Source organism: Enterobacter sp. NFIX59 (assembly GCF_900113755.1).
Taxonomy (GTDB): domain Bacteria; phylum Pseudomonadota; class Gammaproteobacteria; order Enterobacterales; family Enterobacteriaceae; genus Enterobacter; species Enterobacter pseudoroggenkampii.
Map to the genome: position 1 here is coordinate 43,966 of NZ_FOQN01000006.1, position 21,094 is coordinate 65,059.

21 protein-coding genes and 1 other annotated feature are annotated in these 21,094 nt (G+C 57.4%); of the genes, 14 read left to right on the top strand and 7 right to left on the bottom strand.

Translation table 11 applies throughout. From position 1 onward, the window contains the following. Positions 1 to 2: 2 nt before the first annotated feature. The 3 genes from yidD to rpmH are packed head-to-tail and all read right to left on the bottom strand — an operon-like array spanning position 3 to position 740. Entirely contained in the window at positions 3 to 260 is a 258-nt protein-coding gene (gene yidD / locus BM007_RS18555) for a membrane protein insertion efficiency factor YidD (RefSeq protein WP_001307474.1), read from the bottom strand. Beyond that, on the bottom strand, positions 224 to 583 hold the full coding sequence (rnpA, locus tag BM007_RS18560; RefSeq protein ID WP_032640303.1) for a ribonuclease P protein component: 360 nt from the start codon (positions 581 to 583) through the stop codon (positions 224 to 226). The genes yidD and rnpA overlap by 37 nt, the downstream gene beginning before the upstream one ends. A gap of 16 nt (positions 584 to 599) precedes the next feature. Next, positions 600 to 740: a 50S ribosomal protein L34 gene (rpmH, locus tag BM007_RS18565; protein ID WP_000831330.1), complete on the bottom strand. Its 141-nt coding sequence runs from the start codon at positions 738 to 740 to the stop codon at positions 600 to 602. Positions 741 to 1,339: 599 nt separating this feature from the next. Here rpmH and dnaA point away from each other — a divergent pair. Genes dnaA through gyrB form a run of 4 tightly spaced genes read left to right on the top strand, consistent with a single transcriptional unit; the run spans position 1,340 to position 7,352 of the window. After that, complete coding sequence (gene dnaA, locus BM007_RS18575; RefSeq protein ID WP_010426558.1) at positions 1,340 to 2,734, top strand: chromosomal replication initiator protein DnaA; 1,395 nt, start codon at positions 1,340 to 1,342, stop codon at positions 2,732 to 2,734. 4 nt (positions 2,735 to 2,738) lie between these two features. Then, positions 2,739 to 3,839, top strand: coding sequence for a DNA polymerase III subunit beta (gene dnaN, locus BM007_RS18580; RefSeq protein ID WP_008500170.1), 1,101 nt, complete (start codon positions 2,739 to 2,741; stop codon positions 3,837 to 3,839). Continuing rightward, a complete protein-coding gene (recF, locus tag BM007_RS18585) occupies positions 3,839 to 4,912 on the top strand; it encodes a DNA replication/repair protein RecF (protein WP_032648574.1) in 1,074 nt (357 codons plus the stop codon). Before dnaN ends, recF begins: the two co-directional genes overlap by 1 nt. 28 nt (positions 4,913 to 4,940) lie before the next feature. Further along, entirely contained in the window at positions 4,941 to 7,352 is a 2,412-nt protein-coding gene (gyrB, locus tag BM007_RS18590; RefSeq protein ID WP_024907871.1) for a DNA topoisomerase (ATP-hydrolyzing) subunit B, read from the top strand. Between the two features lie 34 nt (positions 7,353 to 7,386). On the opposite strand, the gene BM007_RS18595 is transcribed toward gyrB, so the two are convergent. Then, positions 7,387 to 8,322 carry a LysR family transcriptional regulator gene (locus BM007_RS18595; RefSeq protein WP_032648572.1) on the bottom strand — a complete coding sequence of 312 codons (936 nt, stop codon included), beginning with the start codon at positions 8,320 to 8,322 and terminating at the stop codon, positions 7,387 to 7,389. A 110-nt stretch (positions 8,323 to 8,432) separates the two neighbouring features. Here BM007_RS18595 and BM007_RS18600 point away from each other — a divergent pair, with 110 nt between their 5' ends. The 3 genes from BM007_RS18600 to BM007_RS18610 all read left to right on the top strand — a co-directional run bounded on the left by BM007_RS18600 (position 8,433) and on the right by BM007_RS18610 (position 11,665). Beyond that, the gene (locus BM007_RS18600) at positions 8,433 to 9,458 is read left to right on the top strand and encodes a zinc-dependent alcohol dehydrogenase family protein (protein ID WP_090420293.1); all 1,026 of its coding nucleotides are present in this window, start codon (positions 8,433 to 8,435) and stop codon (positions 9,456 to 9,458) included. 114 nt (positions 9,459 to 9,572) lie between these two features. Next, positions 9,573 to 10,385 (top strand): sugar-phosphatase, encoded by an 813-nt coding sequence (yidA, locus tag BM007_RS18605; protein ID WP_032662059.1) that lies wholly within the window; start codon positions 9,573 to 9,575, stop codon positions 10,383 to 10,385. A 50-nt stretch (positions 10,386 to 10,435) separates the two neighbouring features. Continuing rightward, positions 10,436 to 11,665 (top strand): YidR family protein, encoded by a 1,230-nt coding sequence (locus BM007_RS18610; protein WP_090420296.1) that lies wholly within the window; start codon positions 10,436 to 10,438, stop codon positions 11,663 to 11,665. On the opposite strand, the gene BM007_RS18615 is transcribed toward BM007_RS18610, so the two are convergent. After that, a complete protein-coding gene (locus BM007_RS18615; protein ID WP_024907391.1) occupies positions 11,662 to 11,994 on the bottom strand; it encodes a YceK/YidQ family lipoprotein in 333 nt (110 codons plus the stop codon). The two genes, BM007_RS18610 and BM007_RS18615, sit on opposite strands and share 4 nt — an antisense overlap. Before the next feature lie 249 nt (positions 11,995 to 12,243). After that, positions 12,244 to 12,315 (top strand) — a sequence feature (ROSE (Repression Of Heat Shock gene Expression) occurs in the 5'-region of heat shock genes and acts as an RNA thermometer to modulate expression.). On the opposite strand from BM007_RS18615, the gene ibpA reads away from it, so the two are divergent. The 3 genes from ibpA to BM007_RS18630 all read left to right on the top strand — a co-directional run bounded on the left by ibpA (position 12,309) and on the right by BM007_RS18630 (position 15,111). After that, the gene (ibpA, locus tag BM007_RS18620; RefSeq protein ID WP_008500162.1) at positions 12,309 to 12,719 is read left to right on the top strand and encodes a small heat shock chaperone IbpA; all 411 of its coding nucleotides are present in this window, start codon (positions 12,309 to 12,311) and stop codon (positions 12,717 to 12,719) included. It overlaps the preceding feature by 7 nt. A 136-nt stretch (positions 12,720 to 12,855) precedes the next feature. Continuing rightward, a complete protein-coding gene (gene ibpB, locus BM007_RS18625; RefSeq protein ID WP_024907389.1) occupies positions 12,856 to 13,284 on the top strand; it encodes a small heat shock chaperone IbpB in 429 nt (142 codons plus the stop codon). Between the two features lie 165 nt (positions 13,285 to 13,449). Continuing rightward, a complete protein-coding gene (locus tag BM007_RS18630; protein WP_048992734.1) occupies positions 13,450 to 15,111 on the top strand; it encodes a putative transporter in 1,662 nt (553 codons plus the stop codon). On the opposite strand, the gene BM007_RS18635 is transcribed toward BM007_RS18630, so the two are convergent. Beyond that, positions 15,079 to 15,825 (bottom strand): GntR family transcriptional regulator, encoded by a 747-nt coding sequence (locus tag BM007_RS18635; protein WP_090420465.1) that lies wholly within the window; start codon positions 15,823 to 15,825, stop codon positions 15,079 to 15,081. The two genes, BM007_RS18630 and BM007_RS18635, sit on opposite strands and share 33 nt — an antisense overlap. A 221-nt stretch (positions 15,826 to 16,046) precedes the next feature. Here BM007_RS18635 and BM007_RS18640 point away from each other — a divergent pair, with 221 nt between their 5' ends. The 4 genes from BM007_RS18640 to BM007_RS18655 all read left to right on the top strand — a co-directional run bounded on the left by BM007_RS18640 (position 16,047) and on the right by BM007_RS18655 (position 19,765). After that, positions 16,047 to 17,669 (top strand): alpha-glucoside-specific PTS transporter subunit IIBC, encoded by a 1,623-nt coding sequence (locus BM007_RS18640; RefSeq protein ID WP_024907386.1) that lies wholly within the window; start codon positions 16,047 to 16,049, stop codon positions 17,667 to 17,669. Beyond that, positions 17,666 to 18,988: a 6-phospho-alpha-glucosidase gene (locus BM007_RS18645; RefSeq protein ID WP_090420298.1), complete on the top strand. Its 1,323-nt coding sequence runs from the start codon at positions 17,666 to 17,668 to the stop codon at positions 18,986 to 18,988. Before BM007_RS18640 ends, BM007_RS18645 begins: the two co-directional genes overlap by 4 nt. A 92-nt stretch (positions 18,989 to 19,080) precedes the next feature. Further along, complete coding sequence (locus tag BM007_RS18650) at positions 19,081 to 19,428, top strand: YidH family protein (protein ID WP_024907384.1); 348 nt, start codon at positions 19,081 to 19,083, stop codon at positions 19,426 to 19,428. Then, a complete protein-coding gene (locus tag BM007_RS18655) occupies positions 19,418 to 19,765 on the top strand; it encodes a DUF202 domain-containing protein (RefSeq protein WP_024907383.1) in 348 nt (115 codons plus the stop codon). Before BM007_RS18650 ends, BM007_RS18655 begins: the two co-directional genes overlap by 11 nt. 35 nt (positions 19,766 to 19,800) lie before the next feature. On the opposite strand, the gene dsdA is transcribed toward BM007_RS18655, so the two are convergent. Then, entirely contained in the window at positions 19,801 to 21,087 is a 1,287-nt protein-coding gene (gene dsdA, locus BM007_RS18660) for a D-serine ammonia-lyase (protein WP_090420301.1), read from the bottom strand. Between the last annotated feature and the right edge of the window lie 7 nt (positions 21,088 to 21,094).

The following is a 21,094-nucleotide window of genomic DNA, read 5'->3' on the forward strand; positions in this document are numbered from 1 at the left end:
CGTTAGTGTTCTCTGGTATCAAAGGGTCCTGGGGGGACGGGGTCGTCTCCACCTGGGTGTAAAGGGTGGCATTTTAATACGCGTTTCACCGTCAACCAACTGCCTTTTATCACTCCAAACCTGCGCAATGCCTCAATTCCGTAGCTTGAGCATGTAGGTGTGAAACGGCAGTGCGGCCCGAGTAGCGGACTAATCAGGCGTTGATAGACCCGAATGAGGGCTATCAGGACCCGTGAGCCAGGCGACAGTGGCGGCGCCATAATTTTTCCAACGCTTCCGAGAGAGCACGGTTATCGAGGTCGGCAACCCCTTTCTTCGCCACCACCACGAAATCCATTGAAGGCAGTTCGTGCTGACGTAAACGGAAGCTTTCACGCGTCAGACGTTTAATCCGATTGCGTTCATGCGCACGCTTAACATTTTTCTTGGCGACTGTGAGACCGATGCGGGGATGCCCCAGCGAATTTTGGCGGCCGAGGATGGTGATTTGCGGCGTGCCAGCCCGTAGTGGCTGCTGGAAGACGAAAGTGAAATGAGCGGGAGTTAACAAACGTAACTCCCTGGGAAATGCTAGCTTAACCACTCAGGGGTTAGCTTTATTACTTGGAAACGGTCAGACGAGCGCGGCCTTTAGCACGACGACGTGCCAGAACCTGACGACCATTTTTAGTAGCCATACGAGCACGGAAGCCGTGAGAACGGTTGCGCTTCAGTACAGACGGTTGAAAAGTGCGTTTCATGGCGATTTCTACCTAAACTTGAATAAATTCACTGACTTTTGCGTATACCCGAACGAGTTTCGAACGACTAACGCCTCAGCGTGGGTGATTAAAGAGGCCGGATTGTAATAATTGTACACTCCGGAGTCAATTCTCTTTCCTTATTTCCCGCGTATTTCCGCACGTTTTCGCGTGGAAAATGAGCAACGGACGACGCAGGAAGATGAGCATCACGCGCCGGGTCGAGGATTATACGGGCTCAACGATAAAGCGCAAGGATCGTCCCGGATCTTCGTTAGATCATTTAAGCAAAAAATTGTCTGTACTCATTAATTTTTCCAATATGCGGACTAAATCGTGGGGCACTCCCGTCAGGATCGTTTACACTTACCCGGTTTCGGATCTTCCTGTGGATAAATCGGGAAGAATCTGTGAGAAACAGAAGATCTCTGGCTCAGTTTAGGCTATGATCCGCGGTCCCGATCGGGATCCCAGGATCCTGGTCAGGATAAATTGCAGATAGCAATTCGCACGTCCCCCTTTACACAGGGTCATGTCGATGTGCGCCAACAATCATGAATATTCAATAGTTTTCTTTTATTGTTCGAGTGGAGTCCGCCGTGTCACTTTCGCTTTGGCAGCAGTGTCTTGCCCGATTGCAGGATGAGTTACCAGCCACAGAATTCAGTATGTGGATCCGCCCGTTGCAGGCGGAACTGAGCGATAACACGCTGGCTTTGTATGCGCCAAACCGTTTTGTGCTCGATTGGGTAAGGGACAAGTACCTTAATAACATCAATGGACTGCTGAACGATTTCTGCGGGTCAGATGCCCCACAGCTGCGCTTTGAAGTGGGTACAAAGCCGGTCACCCAAACCGTTCGTGAAACCGTGAACGTCGCAGCGCCTGCTCAGGCCGCTCCTGCTCCGGCCCCTCGCGTCGCCCCCGCTCGTCAGGGCTGGGATAATGTTCCCGCACCGGCTGAGCCAACCTACCGCTCTAACGTTAACGTGAAACACACGTTCGATAACTTCGTTGAAGGTAAGTCGAACCAGCTGGCGCGCGCGGCGGCTCGCCAGGTTGCTGATAACCCCGGTGGAGCCTACAACCCGCTGTTCCTTTATGGCGGCACGGGTCTGGGTAAAACGCACCTGCTGCATGCGGTGGGCAACGGCATTATGGCGCGCAAGCCCAATGCCAAAGTGGTGTATATGCACTCCGAGCGCTTCGTTCAGGACATGGTAAAAGCCCTGCAAAACAATGCGATCGAAGAGTTTAAACGCTACTATCGGTCTGTTGACGCGCTGCTGATCGATGACATTCAGTTCTTTGCCAATAAAGAACGATCGCAGGAAGAATTTTTCCACACCTTCAATGCCCTGCTGGAAGGTAATCAGCAGATCATTTTGACCTCGGATCGCTATCCAAAAGAGATCAACGGCGTTGAAGATCGTCTGAAATCCCGCTTCGGCTGGGGCCTGACCGTGGCGATCGAGCCACCGGAGCTGGAAACCCGCGTCGCGATCCTGATGAAGAAAGCCGATGAAAACGACATTCGCCTGCCGGGCGAAGTGGCGTTCTTCATTGCCAAGCGTCTGCGCTCCAACGTGCGTGAGCTGGAGGGGGCACTGAACCGCGTTATCGCCAATGCCAACTTCACCGGTCGTGCGATCACCATCGATTTTGTGCGTGAAGCGCTGCGCGATTTGCTGGCATTGCAGGAAAAACTGGTCACTATCGACAATATTCAAAAGACGGTGGCTGAGTACTACAAGATCAAAGTGGCAGATTTACTGTCTAAACGTCGTTCCCGCTCGGTGGCGCGTCCGCGTCAGATGGCGATGGCGCTGGCAAAGGAGTTAACCAACCACAGTCTGCCGGAAATCGGGGACGCGTTTGGTGGCCGTGACCATACGACCGTGTTGCACGCTTGTCGCAAGATTGAGCAGTTACGCGAAGAAAGCCACGACATAAAAGAAGATTTTTCCAATCTAATCAGAACATTATCATCGTGACGCTATGAAATTTACCGTTGAACGTGAACATTTATTAAAACCGCTGCAACAGGTGAGTGGCCCATTAGGTGGCCGCCCAACGCTGCCTATTCTCGGAAACCTGCTGCTTCAGGTCGCGGACGGTACGCTGTCGCTGACCGGTACAGATCTGGAAATGGAAATGATCGCGCGCGTTACGCTGACGCAGCCGCACGACGCGGGCGCGACCACGGTTCCGGCACGTAAATTCTTTGATATCTGCCGCGGGCTGCCGGAAGGCGCTGAAATCGCCGTGCAGCTGGAAGGCGACCGTATGCTGGTGCGCTCTGGCCGCAGCCGTTTCTCGCTCTCCACGCTGCCTGCTGCGGACTTCCCGAACCTGGACGACTGGCAGAGCGAAGTGGAATTCACCCTGCCACAGGCGACGATGAAGCGTCTGATTGAAGCCACGCAGTTCTCCATGGCGCATCAGGACGTTCGTTACTACTTAAACGGCATGCTGTTCGAAACCGAAGGTGAAGAGCTGCGTACCGTGGCCACCGACGGCCACCGTCTGGCGGTCTGTTCTATGCCGATTGGCGATTCATTGCCAAACCATTCGGTGATCGTGCCGCGTAAAGGGGTGATTGAGCTGATGCGTATGCTCGACGGTGGCGACACGCCGCTGCGCGTGCAGATCGGCAGCAATAACATCCGCGCCCACGTGGGCGATTTTGTCTTCACATCGAAGCTGGTTGACGGTCGTTTCCCGGATTATCGCCGCGTATTGCCGAAGAACCCGGACAAAACGCTGGAAGCAGGCTGCGACAGCCTCAAGCAGGCCTTTGCCCGTGCCGCGATCCTCTCTAACGAGAAATTCCGCGGCGTGCGCCTGTATGTGAGTGAAAACCAGATCAAAATCACCGCTAACAACCCGGAGCAGGAAGAGGCAGAAGAGATTCTGGACGTCACCTACGCCGGGGCTGAGATGGAAATCGGCTTCAACGTCAGCTACGTGCTGGATGTGCTGAACGCGCTGAAATGCGAGAACGTGCGCATCCTGCTGACCGACTCCGTTTCGAGCGTACAGATTGAAGATGCCGCATCACAGTCGGCTGCCTATGTTGTCATGCCAATGAGACTGTAATGTCGCTCACCCGTCTGTTGATCCGCGACTTTCGCAATATCGAAAGCGCGGATCTCGCTTTATCCCCTGGCTTTAACTTCCTGGTTGGCGCGAACGGCAGCGGCAAAACCAGCGTGCTGGAGGCCATCTATACGCTCGGCCACGGCCGGGCGTTTCGCAGTTTGCAGATTGGTCGCGTCATCCGCCACGAACAGGAATCTTTTGTTCTGCACGGGCGTTTGCAGGGGGCGGAGCGGGAGACCGCCATCGGCCTGACCAAAGACAAGCAGGGCGACAGTAAGGTGCGCATCGACGGTACCGACGGCCACAAGGTGGCGGAGCTGGCGCTGCTGATGCCAATGCAGCTGATAACGCCGGAAGGGTTTACTTTACTCAACGGTGGCCCCAAATACAGAAGAGCGTTCCTCGACTGGGGATGCTTTCACAACGAAGCCGGATTTTTTAACGCCTGGAGCAACCTGAAGCGTCTGCTCAAGCAGCGTAACGCCGCGCTGCGCCAGGTGACACGCTACGCTCAGCTGCGTCCGTGGGACATGGAGTTAATTCCTCTTGCGGAACAGATCAGCCGCTGGCGTGCCGAATACAGCGCAGGTATCGCCGAAGACATGGCCGACACCTGCAAACAGTTTTTACCCGAATTCTCTCTCACCTTCTCCTTCCAGCGCGGCTGGGAGAAAGAGACGGATTATGCCGAGGTGTTAGAGAGAAACTTCGAGCGCGACCGCATGTTGACCTACACCGCGCACGGCCCGCACAAGGCGGATTTCCGCATTCGTGCCGACGGCGCGCCGGTGGAAGACACGCTGTCGCGCGGGCAGCTCAAGCTCCTGATGTGTGCGCTACGCCTGGCACAGGGGGAGTTTCTCACCCGCGAGAGCGGGCGGCGCTGCCTGTACCTGATAGATGATTTTGCCTCGGAACTTGACGACGCGCGGCGCGGGCTGCTTGCCAGCCGCTTAAAAGCCACGCAGTCGCAGGTTTTCGTCAGCGCGATAAGCGCTGAACACGTTATAGACATGTCGGACGAAAATTCGAAGATGTTTACCGTGGAAAAGGGTAAAATAACGGATTAACCCAAGTTGAAATGAGCGAGAAACGTTGATGTCGAATTCTTATGACTCCTCCAGTATCAAAGTCCTGAAAGGGCTGGATGCGGTGCGTAAGCGCCCGGGTATGTATATCGGCGACACGGATGACGGCACCGGTCTGCACCACATGGTATTCGAGGTGGTAGATAACGCTATCGACGAAGCGCTCGCGGGTCACTGTAAAGACATCGTGGTCACCATCCATGCGGATAACTCCGTCTCCGTCACCGATGACGGTCGTGGCATCCCAACCGGTATTCACCCGGAAGAGGGCGTCTCTGCGGCGGAAGTGATCATGACCGTCCTGCACGCAGGCGGTAAGTTCGACGATAACTCCTATAAAGTTTCCGGCGGCCTGCACGGCGTGGGTGTTTCGGTAGTAAACGCCCTGTCGCAGAAGCTGGAGCTGGTTATCCAGCGCGAAGGCAAAATCCACCGTCAGCTCTATACGCACGGCGTGCCGCAGGCACCGCTGGCCGTCACGGGCGACACCGACAAAACCGGTACCATGGTGCGTTTCTGGCCGAGCCTCGAAACCTTCACCAACGTCACCGAGTTCGAGTACGACATCCTGGCGAAACGCCTGCGTGAACTGTCGTTCCTGAACTCCGGCGTCTCGATTCGCCTGCGCGACAAGCGTGACAACAAAGAAGACCACTTCCACTACGAAGGCGGTATCAAGGCGTTCGTTGAGTATCTGAACAAGAACAAAACGCCAATTCACCCGAATATCTTCTACTTCTCCACCGAAAAAGACGGTATCGGCGTGGAAGTGGCGCTGCAGTGGAACGACGGTTTCCAGGAAAACATCTACTGCTTCACCAACAACATTCCACAGCGTGACGGTGGTACGCACCTTGCAGGCTTCCGTGCGGCGATGACCCGTACCCTGAACGCCTACATGGACAAAGAAGGCTACAGCAAGAAAGCGAAAGTCAGCGCCACCGGTGATGACGCCCGTGAAGGCCTGATTGCCGTGGTTTCCGTGAAGGTGCCGGATCCGAAGTTCTCCTCACAGACCAAAGACAAGCTGGTCTCTTCTGAGGTGAAATCGGCGGTTGAACAGCAGATGAACGAACTGCTGAGCGAATACCTGCTGGAAAACCCGTCCGACGCGAAAATCGTGGTGGGCAAAATTATCGATGCGGCGCGTGCCCGTGAAGCGGCGCGTAAAGCCCGTGAAATGACCCGTCGTAAAGGCGCGCTGGACTTAGCAGGCCTGCCGGGCAAACTGGCTGACTGCCAGGAACGTGACCCGGCGCTGTCCGAACTGTACCTCGTGGAAGGGGACTCCGCGGGCGGCTCTGCGAAGCAGGGCCGTAACCGTAAGAACCAGGCTATCCTGCCGCTGAAGGGTAAAATCCTCAACGTTGAGAAAGCCCGTTTCGACAAGATGCTCTCTTCTCAGGAAGTGGCGACGCTCATCACTGCGCTGGGCTGCGGCATTGGCCGTGACGAGTACAATCCGGACAAACTGCGCTACCACAGCATCATCATCATGACCGATGCGGACGTCGACGGCTCGCACATTCGTACGCTGCTGTTGACCTTCTTCTATCGTCAGATGCCTGAAATCGTTGAACGTGGCCACGTCTACATTGCCCAGCCGCCGCTGTACAAAGTGAAGAAAGGCAAGCAGGAACAGTACATTAAAGATGACGAAGCGATGGATCAGTACCAAATCGCGATCGCGCTTGATGGCGCGACCCTGCACGCGAACTCGCACGCCCCTGCGCTGGCCGGTGAGCCGCTGGAGCGTCTGGTGTCCGAGTTCAACGCCACGCAGAAAATGATCACGCGTATGGAACGCCGTTATCCGAAAACGCTGCTGAAGGAGCTGGTTTATCAGCCAACCCTGACCGAAGCCGATCTGAGCGACGAGCAGACCGTGACCCGCTGGGTGAACGCTCTGGTGACCGATCTGAACGAGAAAGAGCAGCACGGCAGCCAGTGGAAATGCGATGTTCAGCAGAACGCCGATAAGCAGTTCGAGCCTATTATTCGCGTGCGCACCCACGGCGTTGATACCGACTACCCGCTGGAGCACGAGTTTGTCACCGGTCCGGAATACCGTCGTATCTGCACGCTCGGCGAGACGCTGCGCGACCTGATCGAAGACGATGCGTTCATCGAACGTGGCGAACGTCGTCAGCCGGTAGCCAGCTTCGAGCAGGCGCTGGACTGGCTGGTGAAAGAGTCCCGTCGCGGCCTCGCGATCCAGCGCTATAAAGGTCTGGGCGAAATGAACCCGGAGCAGCTGTGGGAAACCACCATGGATCCGGAAAGCCGCCGCATGCTGCGCGTTACCGTTAAAGACGCGATTGCTGCAGACCAGCTGTTCACGACCCTGATGGGTGATGCGGTTGAACCACGTCGTGCCTTCATCGAAGAGAACGCCCTGAAAGCGGCAAATATCGATATTTAATCGGTTTGAAACCGCACGATAACTGGCCGCGCTTTTAGCGCGGCTTTTTTATGGGCGCAGGCATATCCAGCGACATTGCGGACGGTAAACGGCTCGCCAGCGTATCTATCGCCATTCTTACCCTCAGCGGCAGGTGCGGCGTCTGCTGCCACACCGCATGAACGTCGAAATGCACGTCCGGTGCCTGCTTCAGGAGCGGGACGAGTTTACCCTGGTGAATATCTTTAACGACCATCCAGCAGGGCAGCCATGCAATGCCGTGTCCGGCCAGCGCAGCGTCGCAGATCGCCTGCAAATCATCCATATTAAGTGATGACCGGGGAGTAAAGGTGTGCGACGTTCCTTCGTTATCCATCAGCTGCCAGGACAGCACTCTGCCTGCGCGCAGATAGTTAATAGCCGTATGCTGGGGTAAATCAGCCACGCTTTGCGGTTGGCCTTTCTTCTGCAGATAATCCGGCGCGGCGCATAGCACCATGCGGTGTTCTCCCAGCCTTCTGGCGACCAGCACGCTGCTGTCCTGAAGCGTGCCGTTACGCACCGCCATATCAAACCCTTCCTCGACGAGATCCACCACCCGGTCACTGAATGACATTTCCAGTTCAAGCCCGGGGTGTTCCTGCGCCAGCGCTATCAGCAGCGGGGCGACGCACTGGCGACCAAACAGCACTGGCATGGCAACGCGCAGGCGGCCACTGACCTGCTGTTTCCCTGTTTCCAGCAGCGATTCCGCGCCCCGAATCTCCTCCAGCGCGCGCAGGCAGCGTTCATAAAAAAGGGCGCCGTTATCGGTCAGCCTCTGGCTACGGGTGGTGCGGTGAAAAAGACGTACCCCCAGCCGCTCTTCAAGGCGAGCGATGCTTTTCCCTACCGCCGAGCGTGACAAATGCAGGCGAATTGCGGCCTGAGCGAAACTTCCCGCCTCAACGGCGGCCACAAAAACAGGAATATCCTTCAGCGTATCGGTCATGGATTGTATCGATTATGGCGTCAATAAAGAGAAAACTTATCGCCACTGGTGACCTTTAGTCAACGGTAGACTGTCAGGACTAAAGCTCATCTGATGGCAGGAGAAATAAAATGACAGAGACAATGCAACGCTGGTCCATGGACGCCCTCGGGCGCGAGAACCTCAAGCTGACTCAGGCACCCGTTCCACAGCCCGGCCCGGGTGAAGTGCGCGTACGGGTGAAGGCCGTTGCGCTCAACTATCGCGATAAAATGGTTGTTGAAGGCACAATGCCAATCCCACTTTCCTTCCCGTTTACCCCGGCGTCTGACATGGCGGGCGTCGTAGACAGCGTGGGTGAAGGCGTCACGCGCTTCCAGCCCGGCGCTCGCGTTATCTCAACCTTCTTCCCGGAGTGGATCGACGGTAAACCGCAGGCGGACGCGCGCAATTTGCCCTATAAAACGTCCGGTGGATACTTCCAGGGGATGCTGGCCGAGTATGTGATTGTGAAGGAAGACGCGCTGGTGGCCTCCCCGGAGACCCTGGATGACGCCGAGGCCAGTACCTTACCCTGCGCAGGGCTTACCGCCTGGTTTGCGCTGGTGGAACGCGGACAGCTGCGCGCCGGGCAATCGGTGCTGGTGCAGGGCACGGGCGGGGTGGCGATTTTCGCCCTGCAAATTGCAAAAGCGCACGGCGCAGAGGTATTTGTCACGTCCGGGAGCGATGAAAAGCTGGCGCTGGCCAAAAAACTGGGGGCCAGCCAGGGCATCAACCGCCTGAAAGGCGACTGGGCTGAAAATACGCTGGCGCTCACGCAGGATCGCGGCATCGACCATATTATTGAAACCGTGGGGGGCGAGAACCTGAAGCATTCCCTGCGCGCCGTTGCCGTTCACGGACGTATCTCCGTTATTGGCGTGCTGGCCGGGACGGAGATAACCCTCTCTGCTGGCGAGCTGTTGCTGAAATCCCCCGTCATTCAGGGGATCGGCGTGGGACACCGCCGGGCGCTGGAAGATTTCGTCCGCGCTGTTGATGTCACCAGACTGAAACCCGTGATTGAGCATCGCTACCGTTTTAACGAGCTTGAACAGGCGTTTGAACATCTCGATCGCGGCGCGTTCGGTAAAATCGTTCTCACCCGCGAGTAGGTCTTTGTTCCCCGGGATAAGCGTAAAAGGGGGCTTTTGTTGCGCAATGTAGCTCTATTTTTGTGTGCTTAATCGCGTTAGCATGAGGCAGCACTCATTTATCCCGGGGAACTCATGGCTATCAAACTTATTGCAATCGATATGGACGGCACGCTGTTGCTGCCAGACCACACTATCTCTCCAGCCGTTAAGAACGCGATCGCCGCGGCACGCGCAAAGGGCGTGAATGTGGTCCTGACCACGGGGCGTCCGTATGCGGGCGTGCACAGCTACCTGAAAGAGCTGCACATGAATCAGCCTGGCGACTACTGCATCACCTATAACGGTGCGCTGGTGCAGAAAGCCGCGGATGGCAGTACGGTTGCGCAAACCGCGCTGAGCTACGATGACTATCTGTTCCTGGAAAAACTGTCCCGTGAAGTGGGCTCCCACTTCCACGCCCTCGATCGCAATACGCTTTACACCGCCAACCGTGATATCAGCTACTACACGGTGCATGAATCCTACGTTGCGACCATTCCGCTGGTGTTCTGTGAAGCGGAGAAAATGGACCCTGCCACCCAGTTCCTGAAAGTGATGATGATCGACGAGCCGGAGATCCTGGATAAAGCGATTGCACGCATTCCGGCCGAGGTGAAAGAGAAATACACCGTGCTGAAAAGTGCGCCGTACTTCCTCGAAATCCTTGATAAACGCGTCAATAAAGGCACCGGCGTGAAATCGCTGGCTGATGCGCTGGGGATTAAACAGGAAGAGATTATGGCGCTGGGCGACCAGGAAAACGACATCGCGATGATTGAATTCGCGGGCATGGGCGTGGCGATGGATAACGCCATTCCGTCGGTGAAAGAAGTGGCCAACTTCGTGACCAAATCCAACCTGGAAGACGGCGTGGCTTACGCCATTGAGAAGTTTGTGCTGAACTAAAAACCCGCTTGCGATACCCTGATGCGATAACTGCGCATCAGGGTATCCTCATGAAACAAATCACCTTCGCTTCCCGCAACCACCAGCTGACCAACATCAATACCTGGACGCCGGACAGCCAGTGGCTGGTCTATGACGTGCGCCCGTCCGGTGCATCGTTCACCGGTGAAACCATCGAGCGGGTCAACGTCGGTACGGGCGAGGTCGACGTGGTTTATCGCGCCACCGATGGCGCGCACGTTGGCGTGGCGACCGTTCATCCCGCGCAGGAGAAATACGTCTTTATCCACGGTCCGAAAAAACCGGATGCAGACTGGCACTACGATTTTCATCATCGTCAGGGGGTGATTGCGCAAAACGGTCAGGTGAGCAACCTGGACGCGATGGATATCACTTCGCCGTACACCCCGGGCGCGCTGCGCGGCGGCAGCCATGTCCATGTCTTCAGCCCGAACGGCCAGCTCGTCAGCTTTACCTATAACGACCACGTACTGCACGTGCGCGATCCTAAACGTGATTTACGCAACGTCGGCGTGGCGGCGCCTTACGGCCCGGTGAAACCGCAGGGGAACCATCCCCGCGAATACCCGGGGACTTACTGGAGCGTGCTGGTCAGCCGCACGACGCCCAACCCGCAGCCGGGCAGCGATGAAATCAACCGCGCTTACGAAGAGGGCTGGGTGGGCAACGACAGGCTGGCGTTTATCGGCGACACCCTCTCTGCGCAGGGCGAAAAAGTACCCGAACTGTTTATCGTCGACCTGCCGGAAGACGAGCAGGGCTGGAAGCGTGCGGGCGATGCGCCGCTGCAGGGCACGGCAGAGACCCTGCCGGCCCCGCCTGCCGGGGTAATGCAGCGTCGTCTGACCTTTACGCATCAGCGGGCCTATCCGGGTCTGGTGAACGTGCCGCGCCACTGGGTTCGCAGCAACCCGCAGGGGACGCAGATCGCGTTTCTGATGCGCGACGATAACGGCATTGTGCAGCTGTGGCTGATCTCGCCTGAGGGCGGCGAGCCGCGCCAGCTGACGCGTAACGGGAGCGATATTCAGTCTGCGTTTAACTGGCATCCGGCGGGTGACCGACTGGGATTTGTGCTCGAAAACCGGATCGCCTGCTGTGACGCGCAGACCGGAGAGGTGACGTTTTTGACGTCCGATCACGGCAATCCGCCGTCTGCTGATGCCGTCGTGTTTTCTCCGGACGGGCGCTTTATCGCGTGGATGGAAGAGACAGGGGGTTTCCGTCAACTTTGGTTAACGGAAACCGCGCAGAACTAGCGTGGAGGCATCTCTGCGGGCGGGATAACGGCGTTTGTTGCCAGATTCTCCTGCTCGCTTTTTTCTACCCGTGAGCGCACGGAGTTGTCCTTACGAAACATATCCCACGGCAGCAAAAGCGTATCCGCCACGGCCGTAAACGGCATATCCAGGATAACCAGGGATTTGGTGCCCCAGTTTGTATCGTCATCGGAGATCATCGCCGCGCTGGCGCGCGTCCCCGGATATGTTCCTTCTTTACCGCCGGTGTGAGACATCACGCTCGAACACCCGCAAAGTAAAACAACCCCGCTGAACGTCGTCAGCTTTATCAGAACATTTTTCATCATCACTCAGTCATCGTTAATGGCACTGCATAGACCTGCAACTCAGGGTTATAGCGAGCCTTAACCAAAATGGATAGCCCGATAACCCCGCACTGTGGCAGCCATCGCAATTTAACCCTTTGTGCTGTTGTCCCAGTCTAAGCGAGATGCAGGAAAGTGCAAAAAAAAGTGCAGTCGTCGCGCTTGAAAAGCCCGGTTGCAGACCCATTTTAAGAATACGACCCGATAACGAACTCGCCTGATGGGTGTTCGGGGGGCGCAAAGGCCTGTCCATGGTGGAAGGCTACATTTTCTCGCTGATTTCAGGAGTTTTATTTATGCGTAACTTCGATCTTTCTCCGCTATACCGTTCTGCAATTGGTTTTGACCGCCTGTTTAACCATTTAGAAAATAACCAAAGCCAGAGCAACGGCTACCCTCCATACAATGTTGAGCTGGTTGACGAAAACCACTACCGCATCGCCATTGCCGTCGCCGGTTTTGCAGAAAATGAACTGGAGATCACCGCGCAGGACAACCTGCTGGTGGTGAAAGGTTCCCATACGGCCGAGCAGAAAGAGCGTACTTACCTTTACCAGGGCATCGCCGAGCGCAACTTTGAACGCAAGTTCCAGTTAGCCGAGAACATTCACGTGAAAGGCGCGAACCTGGTCAACGGCCTGCTGTTTATCGAACTGGAACGTGTGATTCCGGAAGAGAAAAAACCGCGTCGTATCGAAATTAACTAATTATGCGGGTCGCGCGAGCGGCCCACCCAGAATTGCTTGCCGTAACGGGAGCATATGCGAATCCATCAGGATTCGCAGGAACAACTGCGCACAAAATTAAACTGTGCCGAACTCGCTTCTCAGAAGGAGATTTAGTATGCGTAACTACGATTTATCCCCCCTGCTGCGTCAGTGGATTGGTTTTGACAAACTGGCTAATGCCCTGCAAAACACCGCTGAGCAACAGACGTTTCCGCCGTACAACATCGAAAAAAGCGACGATAACCACTATCGTATTACCCTGGCGCTGGCCGGCTTCCGTCAGGAGGATCTGGATATCCAGCTCGAAGGCACCCGCCTGACCGTGAAAGGTACGCCGGAGAAACAAGAGACCGAGACCAAATGGCTGCATCAGGGGCTGGTTAATCAGCCGTTTAGCCTGAGCTTTACCCTGGCAGACCATATGGAGGTGTCCGGCGCCACGTTTACCAACGGGCTGCTGCATATTGACCTGACCCGCAACGTGCCGGAAACCATCCCGCCGCAGCGTATCGCCATTAGCGACCGGCCGGCATTAAACAGCTAACAGTGTGCGGACTGGTGCCCTCACCCCGGCCCTCTCCCACAGGGAGAGGGTGAAAAGATAAAGCCCTGCCCCGGCAGGGCTTTTTTGTGCGCCATCGCCCATACAACCGCCCACGGCTCTGAGAGAATCCTTAGCATAACTAAGGTTATGCCAAGGAAGTGGATCATGAGTGATATCGCGTTAACCGTCAGCGTGTTGGCCCTGGTCGCTGTTGTTGGCCTGTGGATAGGGAATATCAAAATCCGCGGCGTCGGGTTTGGGATAGGCGGGGTGCTGTTTGGCGGCATTTTTGTCGGCCACTTTGCCGACCAGCTCGGGCTGGTCCTCAGCGCCGAGATGCTCCACTTTACTCAGGAGTTCGGCCTGATCCTCTTCGTCTATACCATCGGGATTCAGGTGGGGCCGGGGTTTTTCGCCTCACTTCGGGTCTCCGGATTACGGCTCAACCTGTTTGCCCTCGGCATTGTGGTGATGGGCGGGCTGGTCACCGCCATACTGCATAAAATCTTTTCTATCCCGCTGCCCGTGGTGCTGGGCATTTTCTCTGGAGCGGTCACCAACACGCCCGCGCTCGGTGCCGGACAGCAAATCCTGCGCGATTTGGGCATCGAACCCGGCATCGTCGATCAGATGGGGATGAGCTACGCCATGGCCTATCCGTTTGGCATTTGCGGCATTCTGCTCTCCATGTGGCTGGTCCGCGTCCTGTTTCGCATTAACGTTGATAAAGAGGCGAAAGACCACGAAACCACGCTCACCAACGGCCATATGCCGATCAAAACCATCAATATTCGGGTCGATAACCCCAACCTGAACAATATGGCGATTCAGGACGTGCCGATCCTGAACAGCGCCAATATCATCTGCTCGCGCCTTAAGCGCGACGATATGCTGATGGTGCCCGCGCCCGGCACCATCATTCAGCAGGGCGATCTGCTGCATCTGGTCGGCCAGCCCGGCGATTTAAACAACGCGCGGCTGGTGATTGGTCAGGAAGTGGATACCTCTCTCTCAACCCGCGGCACCGATATGCGCGTGGAACGCGTTGTGGTGACTAACGAGCACGTTCTTGGTAAGAAAATACGCGATCTTCAGGTAAAAGAACGCTACGACGTGGTGATCTCCCGTCTCAACCGTGCGGGCGTTGAACTGGTCGCCAGCCCGGAGGCCAGCCTGCAGTTCGGGGATATCCTCAACCTGGTCGGGCGCCCGTCGTCCATCGACGCCGTCGCGGATATGGTGGGTAACGCCCAGCAAAAACTGCAGCAGGTGCAGATGCTGCCAGTGTTTATCGGTATCGGGCTTGGCGTACTCCTTGGCTCCATCCCGCTGTACGTGCCGGGCTTCCCGGTTGCGCTCAAGCTGGGCCTGGCTGGCGGGCCGCTGATTATGGCGCTGATCCTCGGGCGTATCGGCTGCATCGGTAAGCTCTACTGGTTTATGCCGCCGAGCGCCAACCTGGCGCTGCGCGAGCTGGGCATCGTCCTGTTCCTGGCGGTGGTCGGGCTGAAGTCCGGCGGGGATTTTGTCGATACCCTGGTCAAGGGCGAAGGGATGAGCTGGGTCGGCTACGGCATATTTATCACGGCTATTCCTTTGCTGACGGTGGGCATACTGGCGCGGATGTTCGCCAAAATGAACTACCTGACGCTGTGCGGCATGCTGGCGGGCTCCATGACCGATCCGCCCGCGCTGGCCTTTGCCAACAACCTGCACGCCACCAGCGGCGCGGCCGCGCTCTCCTATGCCACCGTCTACCCGCTGGTGATGTTCCTGCGCATCATTACGCCGCAGCTACTGGCGGTGCTGTTCTGGGGGATGGGCTAGCAGGTCGTCCGGGTGGATGCGCCGCAGATGGTAGTCCACCTGGTAATCGCTGGTATTGCGGAACATCACGGAATAATTGAGGAACTCGCCGCTGTCGCTGTAGGAGAGGGACGTAATGCGCAGCAGCGGCGTCTGTTCCGGCAGGTTCATATAACCGGCCAGCGTTTTATCTGCCAGCACCGGCGTCAGGCTCTCGTAGTTCCCGCCGATGGTAATCCCGCACTCCTTCTCGATGTAATCAAACTTAGACCCCTCAAGATGCGCCAGCGACAGATTGCGGAACAGCTTCACCGGCATAAAGCTGTCCTCCAGCATCAGCGGCTTCCCGTCCACGTAGCGCACCCGTCGGGAAAAGTAGATCCGCTCATCCACCTGAATCCGCAGCTGGCTGGCGATGGCGGGCGGGGCGGGCATCACTTCGAACTGCAGCACCTTGCTCTGCACCTCTTTTCCCTGCTGGCGCAGCACCTCCACCAGCCCGGTCAGGTTGGTGGTTTCGTGGTGAACGTCTTTACGCGACACAAACGTGCCGCTGCCGTGCCGCCGCTCAACCAGCCCCCAGCTCACCAGCAGATCCAGCGCCTTGCGGATGGTCATTCGCGCCACACCGAACTCCTGCGCCAGTGCTTTTTCGCCCGGCAGCGGACTGCCGATGTTGTAGTCCGACGAATTCAGCCGCAGCCGCAATCTGTCAGCAATGGATTTGTAGATCACCAATAGACCTCTCTGCCCTTATCAGGGCGTGGATGGCGTCCTGACATGTCCATATTTACCGCAAAAAGTAGACCTGATTGGTCAAAATAAAACCATGAATGCGATCACGAATCGCAGCGGCACGCCATGTTCGCGCATCAGTAAGTTCTTATGCTCACCTCAGGCCAGCAAAAAACCATAAAGGCCTCTACTCCTACAGGTTGTTTCATGAGGATTTAAAAATGCTCAGTCAAATACAACGTTTTGGCGGTGCCATGTTTACCCCGGTGTTGCTGTTTCCGTTCGCCGGGATCGTGGTGGGAATCGCCATCATGCTTCGCAACCCGCTGTTTGTCGGCGAAGCCTTAACGGCCCCCGATCATCTTTTCGCGCAGATTGTTCACATCATTGAAGAGGGCGGCTGGGCGGTGTTTCGCAATATGCCGCTGATTTTTGCCGTCGGCCTGCCGATTGGCCTGGCGAAGCAGGCCCAGGGCCGCGCCTGCCTGGCGGTGCTGATTAGCTTCCTGACCTGGAACTACTTCATCAACGCGATGGGTATGACCTGGGGCCACTTCTTTGGCGTCGACTTCTCCGCCGAACCGACGGCGGGAAGCGGGCTGGCGATGATTGCCGGCATCAAAACGCTCGATACCAGCATCATCGGTGCCATCGTGATTTCAGGCATCGTCACCGCCATCCACAACCGCTATTTTGACAAGCCGCTGCCGGTGTTTCTGGGGATTTTCCAGGGCAGCTCGTTTGTCGTTATTCTCGCGTTCTTCGTCATGATCCCCTGCGCCTGGCTGACGCTGCTGGGCTGGCCGAAAGTGCAGATGGGCATTGAGTCCCTGCAGGCGTTCCTGCGCTCTGCCGGGGCGCTGGGCGTGTGGGTGTATACCTTCCTGGAACGTATTCTGATCCCAACCGGATTGCACCACTTCGTCTACGGTCCGTTTATCTTCGGCCCGGCGGCGGTTGAGGGGGGGATTCAGGTCTACTGGGCGCAGCACCTGCAGGAATTCAGTCAGAGCACCCTGCCGCTGAAAACTCTCTTCCCGGAAGGCGGCTTCGCCCTGCACGGTAACTCAAAAGTGTTTGGTTCGGTCGGGATTGCGCTGGCGATCTGGTACACCGCGTCGCCGGAAAACCGCGTCAAGGTCGCGGGGCTGCTGGTCCCGGCAACGCTCACCGCCGTGCTGGTGGGCATTACTGAACCGCTCGAATTCACCTTCCTGTTTATCTCGCCGCTGCTGTTTGCCGTTCACGCCGTGCTGGCGGCGACCATGGCGACGGTGATGTACACCTTCGGCGTGGTCGGGAACATGGGGGGCGGCCTGCTGGACCAATTTCTGCCGCAAAACTGGATCCCGATGTTCCATAACCACGCCGCGACGGTCTTCACCCAGATCGGCATTGGCGTCTGCTTCACCGGAATTTACTTCGTGGTCTTCAAAACGCTGATTGCGCGTCTGAACCTGAAAACGCCGGGCCGGGAGGAGAGCGAAATCAAGCTCTACAGCAAGGCCGACTATAAGGCGGCGCGTGGGCAAACCACAGCTCCGGCTGCGGCCAGCCAGCAGGTCGGGCAGGCCGCCGGATTCCTGCAGGCGCTGGGCGGTGCGGCCAACATCGAAAGCATCAACAACTGCGCCACCCGCCTGCGCATCGCCCTGGTCGATATGGCGAAAACGCAAAGCGATGACGTCTTCAAAGCCCTCGGCGCCCACGGCGTGGTGCGACGCGGCAACGGCATTCAGGTGATTGTCGGCCTGCACGTTCCTCAGGTGCGCGACCAGCTGGAATCGCTGATGAAAACCCCCTTAACGAATGAACAAACCACCCTGACAGAGGCTATATCATGAAAAAATTCTCAGTTGTCATTGCAGGCGGCGGCAGCACCTTTACGCCTGGTATCGTCCTGATGCTGTTAGCCAACCGTGACCGTTTCCCGCTGCGCGCCCTGAAGTTCTATGACAACGACGGCGCGCGTCAGGAGACCATCGCCGAAGCGTGCAAAATTATCCTTAAGGAACAGGCTCCGGAGATTGAGTTCAGCTACACCACCGACCCGAAAGCGGCCTTTAGCGATGTCGATTTCGTGATGGCACATATCCGCGTGGGTAAATACCCGATGCGCGAAAAAGATGAAAAAATCCCGCTGCGCCACGGCGTGCTGGGTCAGGAAACCTGCGGCCCGGGTGGGATTTCCTACGGCATGCGCTCTATCGGCGGCGTGCTGGAGCTGGTGGATTATATGGAGCAGTACTCTCCGAACGCGTGGATGCTGAACTACTCCAACCCGGCGGCGATTGTCGCGGAAGCCACGCGCCGCCTGCGTCCGAACGCCAAAATCCTCAACATCTGCGATATGCCGATCGGCATTGAAGGGCGCATGGCGCAGATTGTCGGCCTGAAGGACCGCAAAGAGATGCGCGTGCGCTACTACGGCCTGAACCACTTCGGCTGGTGGACGTCGATTGAAGATCTGAACGGCAACGATTTGATGCCGAAACTGCGTGAATACGTGGCGAAAAACGGCTATGTCCCGCCTTCTGACGACGCTCATACCGAAGCGAGCTGGAACGATACGTTCGCTAAAGTAAAAGACGTGCAGGCGCTGGATCCGGACACCATGCCGAACACCTACCTGAAGTATTACCTGTTCCCGGACTACGTGGTCGCGCATTCCAACCCGGAACGTACCCGCGCCAATGAGGTCATGGATCACCGTGAGAAGCACGTGTTCAGTTCCTGCCGGGCGATTATCGAGGCGGGAAAATCCTCTGCCGGTGAATTGGAAATCGACGAACACGCGTCGTACATCGTCGATCTGGCGACCGCCATTGCCTTTAACACCCAGGAGCGGATGCTGCTGATTGTGCCAAACAACGGGGCCATCCATAACTTTGATGCCGACGCGATGGTGGAGATCCCGTGCCTGGTGGGCCATAACGGGCCGGAGCCGCTCACGGTGGGCGATATTCCTCACTTCCAGAAAGGGCTGATGAGCCAGCAGGTGGCGGTGGAAAAACTGGTGGTGGATGCCTGGGAGCAGCGCTCGTACCAGAAACTCTGGCAGGCGATTACCCTGTCGAAAACCGTGCCGAGCGCGTCCGTCGCGAAGGCGATTCTGGATGACCTGATCGAGGCCAACAAAGAATACTGGCCAGAGCTGCATTAATCGTCCTGACCGGCATCGTCCGATGCCGGTCTCCTTGTCCTTGTCGATTTACGCTATGCTGAAGCCTGCCCGTAGCTCGACAAGGAACCTTCATGAAAATTTCCCGCCTCGGCGAAGCGCCGGACTACCGCTTCTCGCTGGCTAATGAACGCACGTTTTTAGCGTGGATCCGCACCGCGCTGGGATTTCTTGCCGCCGGGGTGGGGCTCGACCAGCTCGCGCCTGATTTCGCCACGCCGCTGATCCGCGAGGTGCTGGCGCTGCTGCTGTGCCTGTTCGCGGGCGTGCTGGCGATTTACGGCTACCTGCGCTGGCTGCGCAATGAGAAGGCGATGCGTCTGAAGCAGGATCTGCCCTATACGCGTGGGCTGCTTATCATCAGCGCGATTTTGCTGGCGGTGGCGGGCGTGGTGATGGTGCTGGTGTTCTATGGCGGATAGCCGCAAAGCACGACGCGAAGCGGACCCCGGCCTGCAGCCGGAGCGGACGTCACTCGCCTGGCTGCGCACGCTGCTGGGGTATGGTGCGCTGATTGCCCTCGCGATTAAGCACAACTGGCACCGCACCGGGGTGCCGTTCTGGATCTCGCTTGTCGTGCTGGCGCTGGTGGCGATTATTTTATGGCGCTATACCCGCAGTCGAAACCTGATGGACGTGGCGCAGAACGATTTTGTGCAGCCGAAGGCGGTGAGGGATAAGTTCCTGATCGCCCTGGCCGTGCTGTCTCTGTCTTTACTCTTCGCAGTGACTCACATTCAGCAAATTGTGAGCTTTTAAAGCCCGGTGGCGGCTACGCCTTACCGGGCCTACGATTAACGGCCTTTTGCTAAATACTTCGCCATCTCGTCTTCCGGCACCATGCCGCCGCCGGTCGCCCATACCAGGTGGGTAACGCTGGCATCTGAAGGCACGCGCAGCGGCCCGGCCATGCCCGCCAGCGCGGACGGCTCCAGCCGAATGCCTTCCTCCTGCGCCAGCCAGCCGAGCATGTCGTACATGCTCTGGTCGGAAAGCGTATAGAACCCGTCAAGCAGGCGCTCCATCGCGCGGCCCACGAAGCCGGACGCGCGCCCTACCGCCAGACCGTCCGCCGCCGTAACGTTATCAATGCCCAGATCCTGCACGGCAATCTCATCGTGCAGGCCGGTGTAGACGCCCAGCAGCATGCACGGGGAGTGCGTCGGCTCCGCGAAGAAGCAGTGGACGTTATCGCCAAAGGCCAGCTTCAGGCCAAACGCCACGCCGCCGGGGCCGCCGCCGACGCCGCACGGCAGATAGACGAACAGCGGATGATCCGCATCCACCACGCGGCCCTGTGCGGCAAACTGCGCCTTCAGTCGCTCGCCTGCCACCGCGTAGCCCAGGAACAGGGTGCGGGAGTTTTCATCGTCAATGAAGAAACAGTTAGGATCGCTTTCTGCCGCCTTGCGTCCCTGCTCCACCGCCACGCCGTAATCCTGCTCATATTCCACGACGATCACGCCGTGGCTGCGCAGTTTGGCTTTCTTCCACTCGCGGGCGTCGGCAGACATATGCACCGTCACCTTAAAGCCGATGCGGGCGCTCATAATGCCGATGGACATCCCGAGGTTGCCGGTTGAGCCGACCGCAATGCTGTACTGGCTGAAGAAGTCCTTAAAGCGCGGCTCCAGCAGAACGCTGTAGTCGTCTTCAACGCTCAGCAATCCGGCCTCCAGCGCCAGTTTTTCCGCGTGGGTCAGCACCTCATAGATACCGCCGCGCGCTTTAATCGAGCCGGAAATCGGTAGATGGCTGTCTTTTTTTAGCAGCAGCGTGCCGGGAACGGATTTGCCAGACTCTTTCTCCAGCCGCGCCTGCATTGCCGGAATGGCGACCAGCTCGGATTCGATAATTCCGCCCGTTGCCGCCGTCTCCGGGAAGGCTTTCGCCAGATACGGCGCGAAGCGTTTCAGGCGAGCGTGCGCGTCGTCCACGTCGGCTTTGGTCAGCCCGACATAGGGCAGCCCTTCCGCCAGCGTGGTGGTACGCGGGTTAAGCCAGGTGGTTTCTTTCAGGGCAATCAGATCCTCAACCAGAGGAAACTGTGCGGTTAAAGTAGTGATAGTTGCGTTTTCCATAATACGT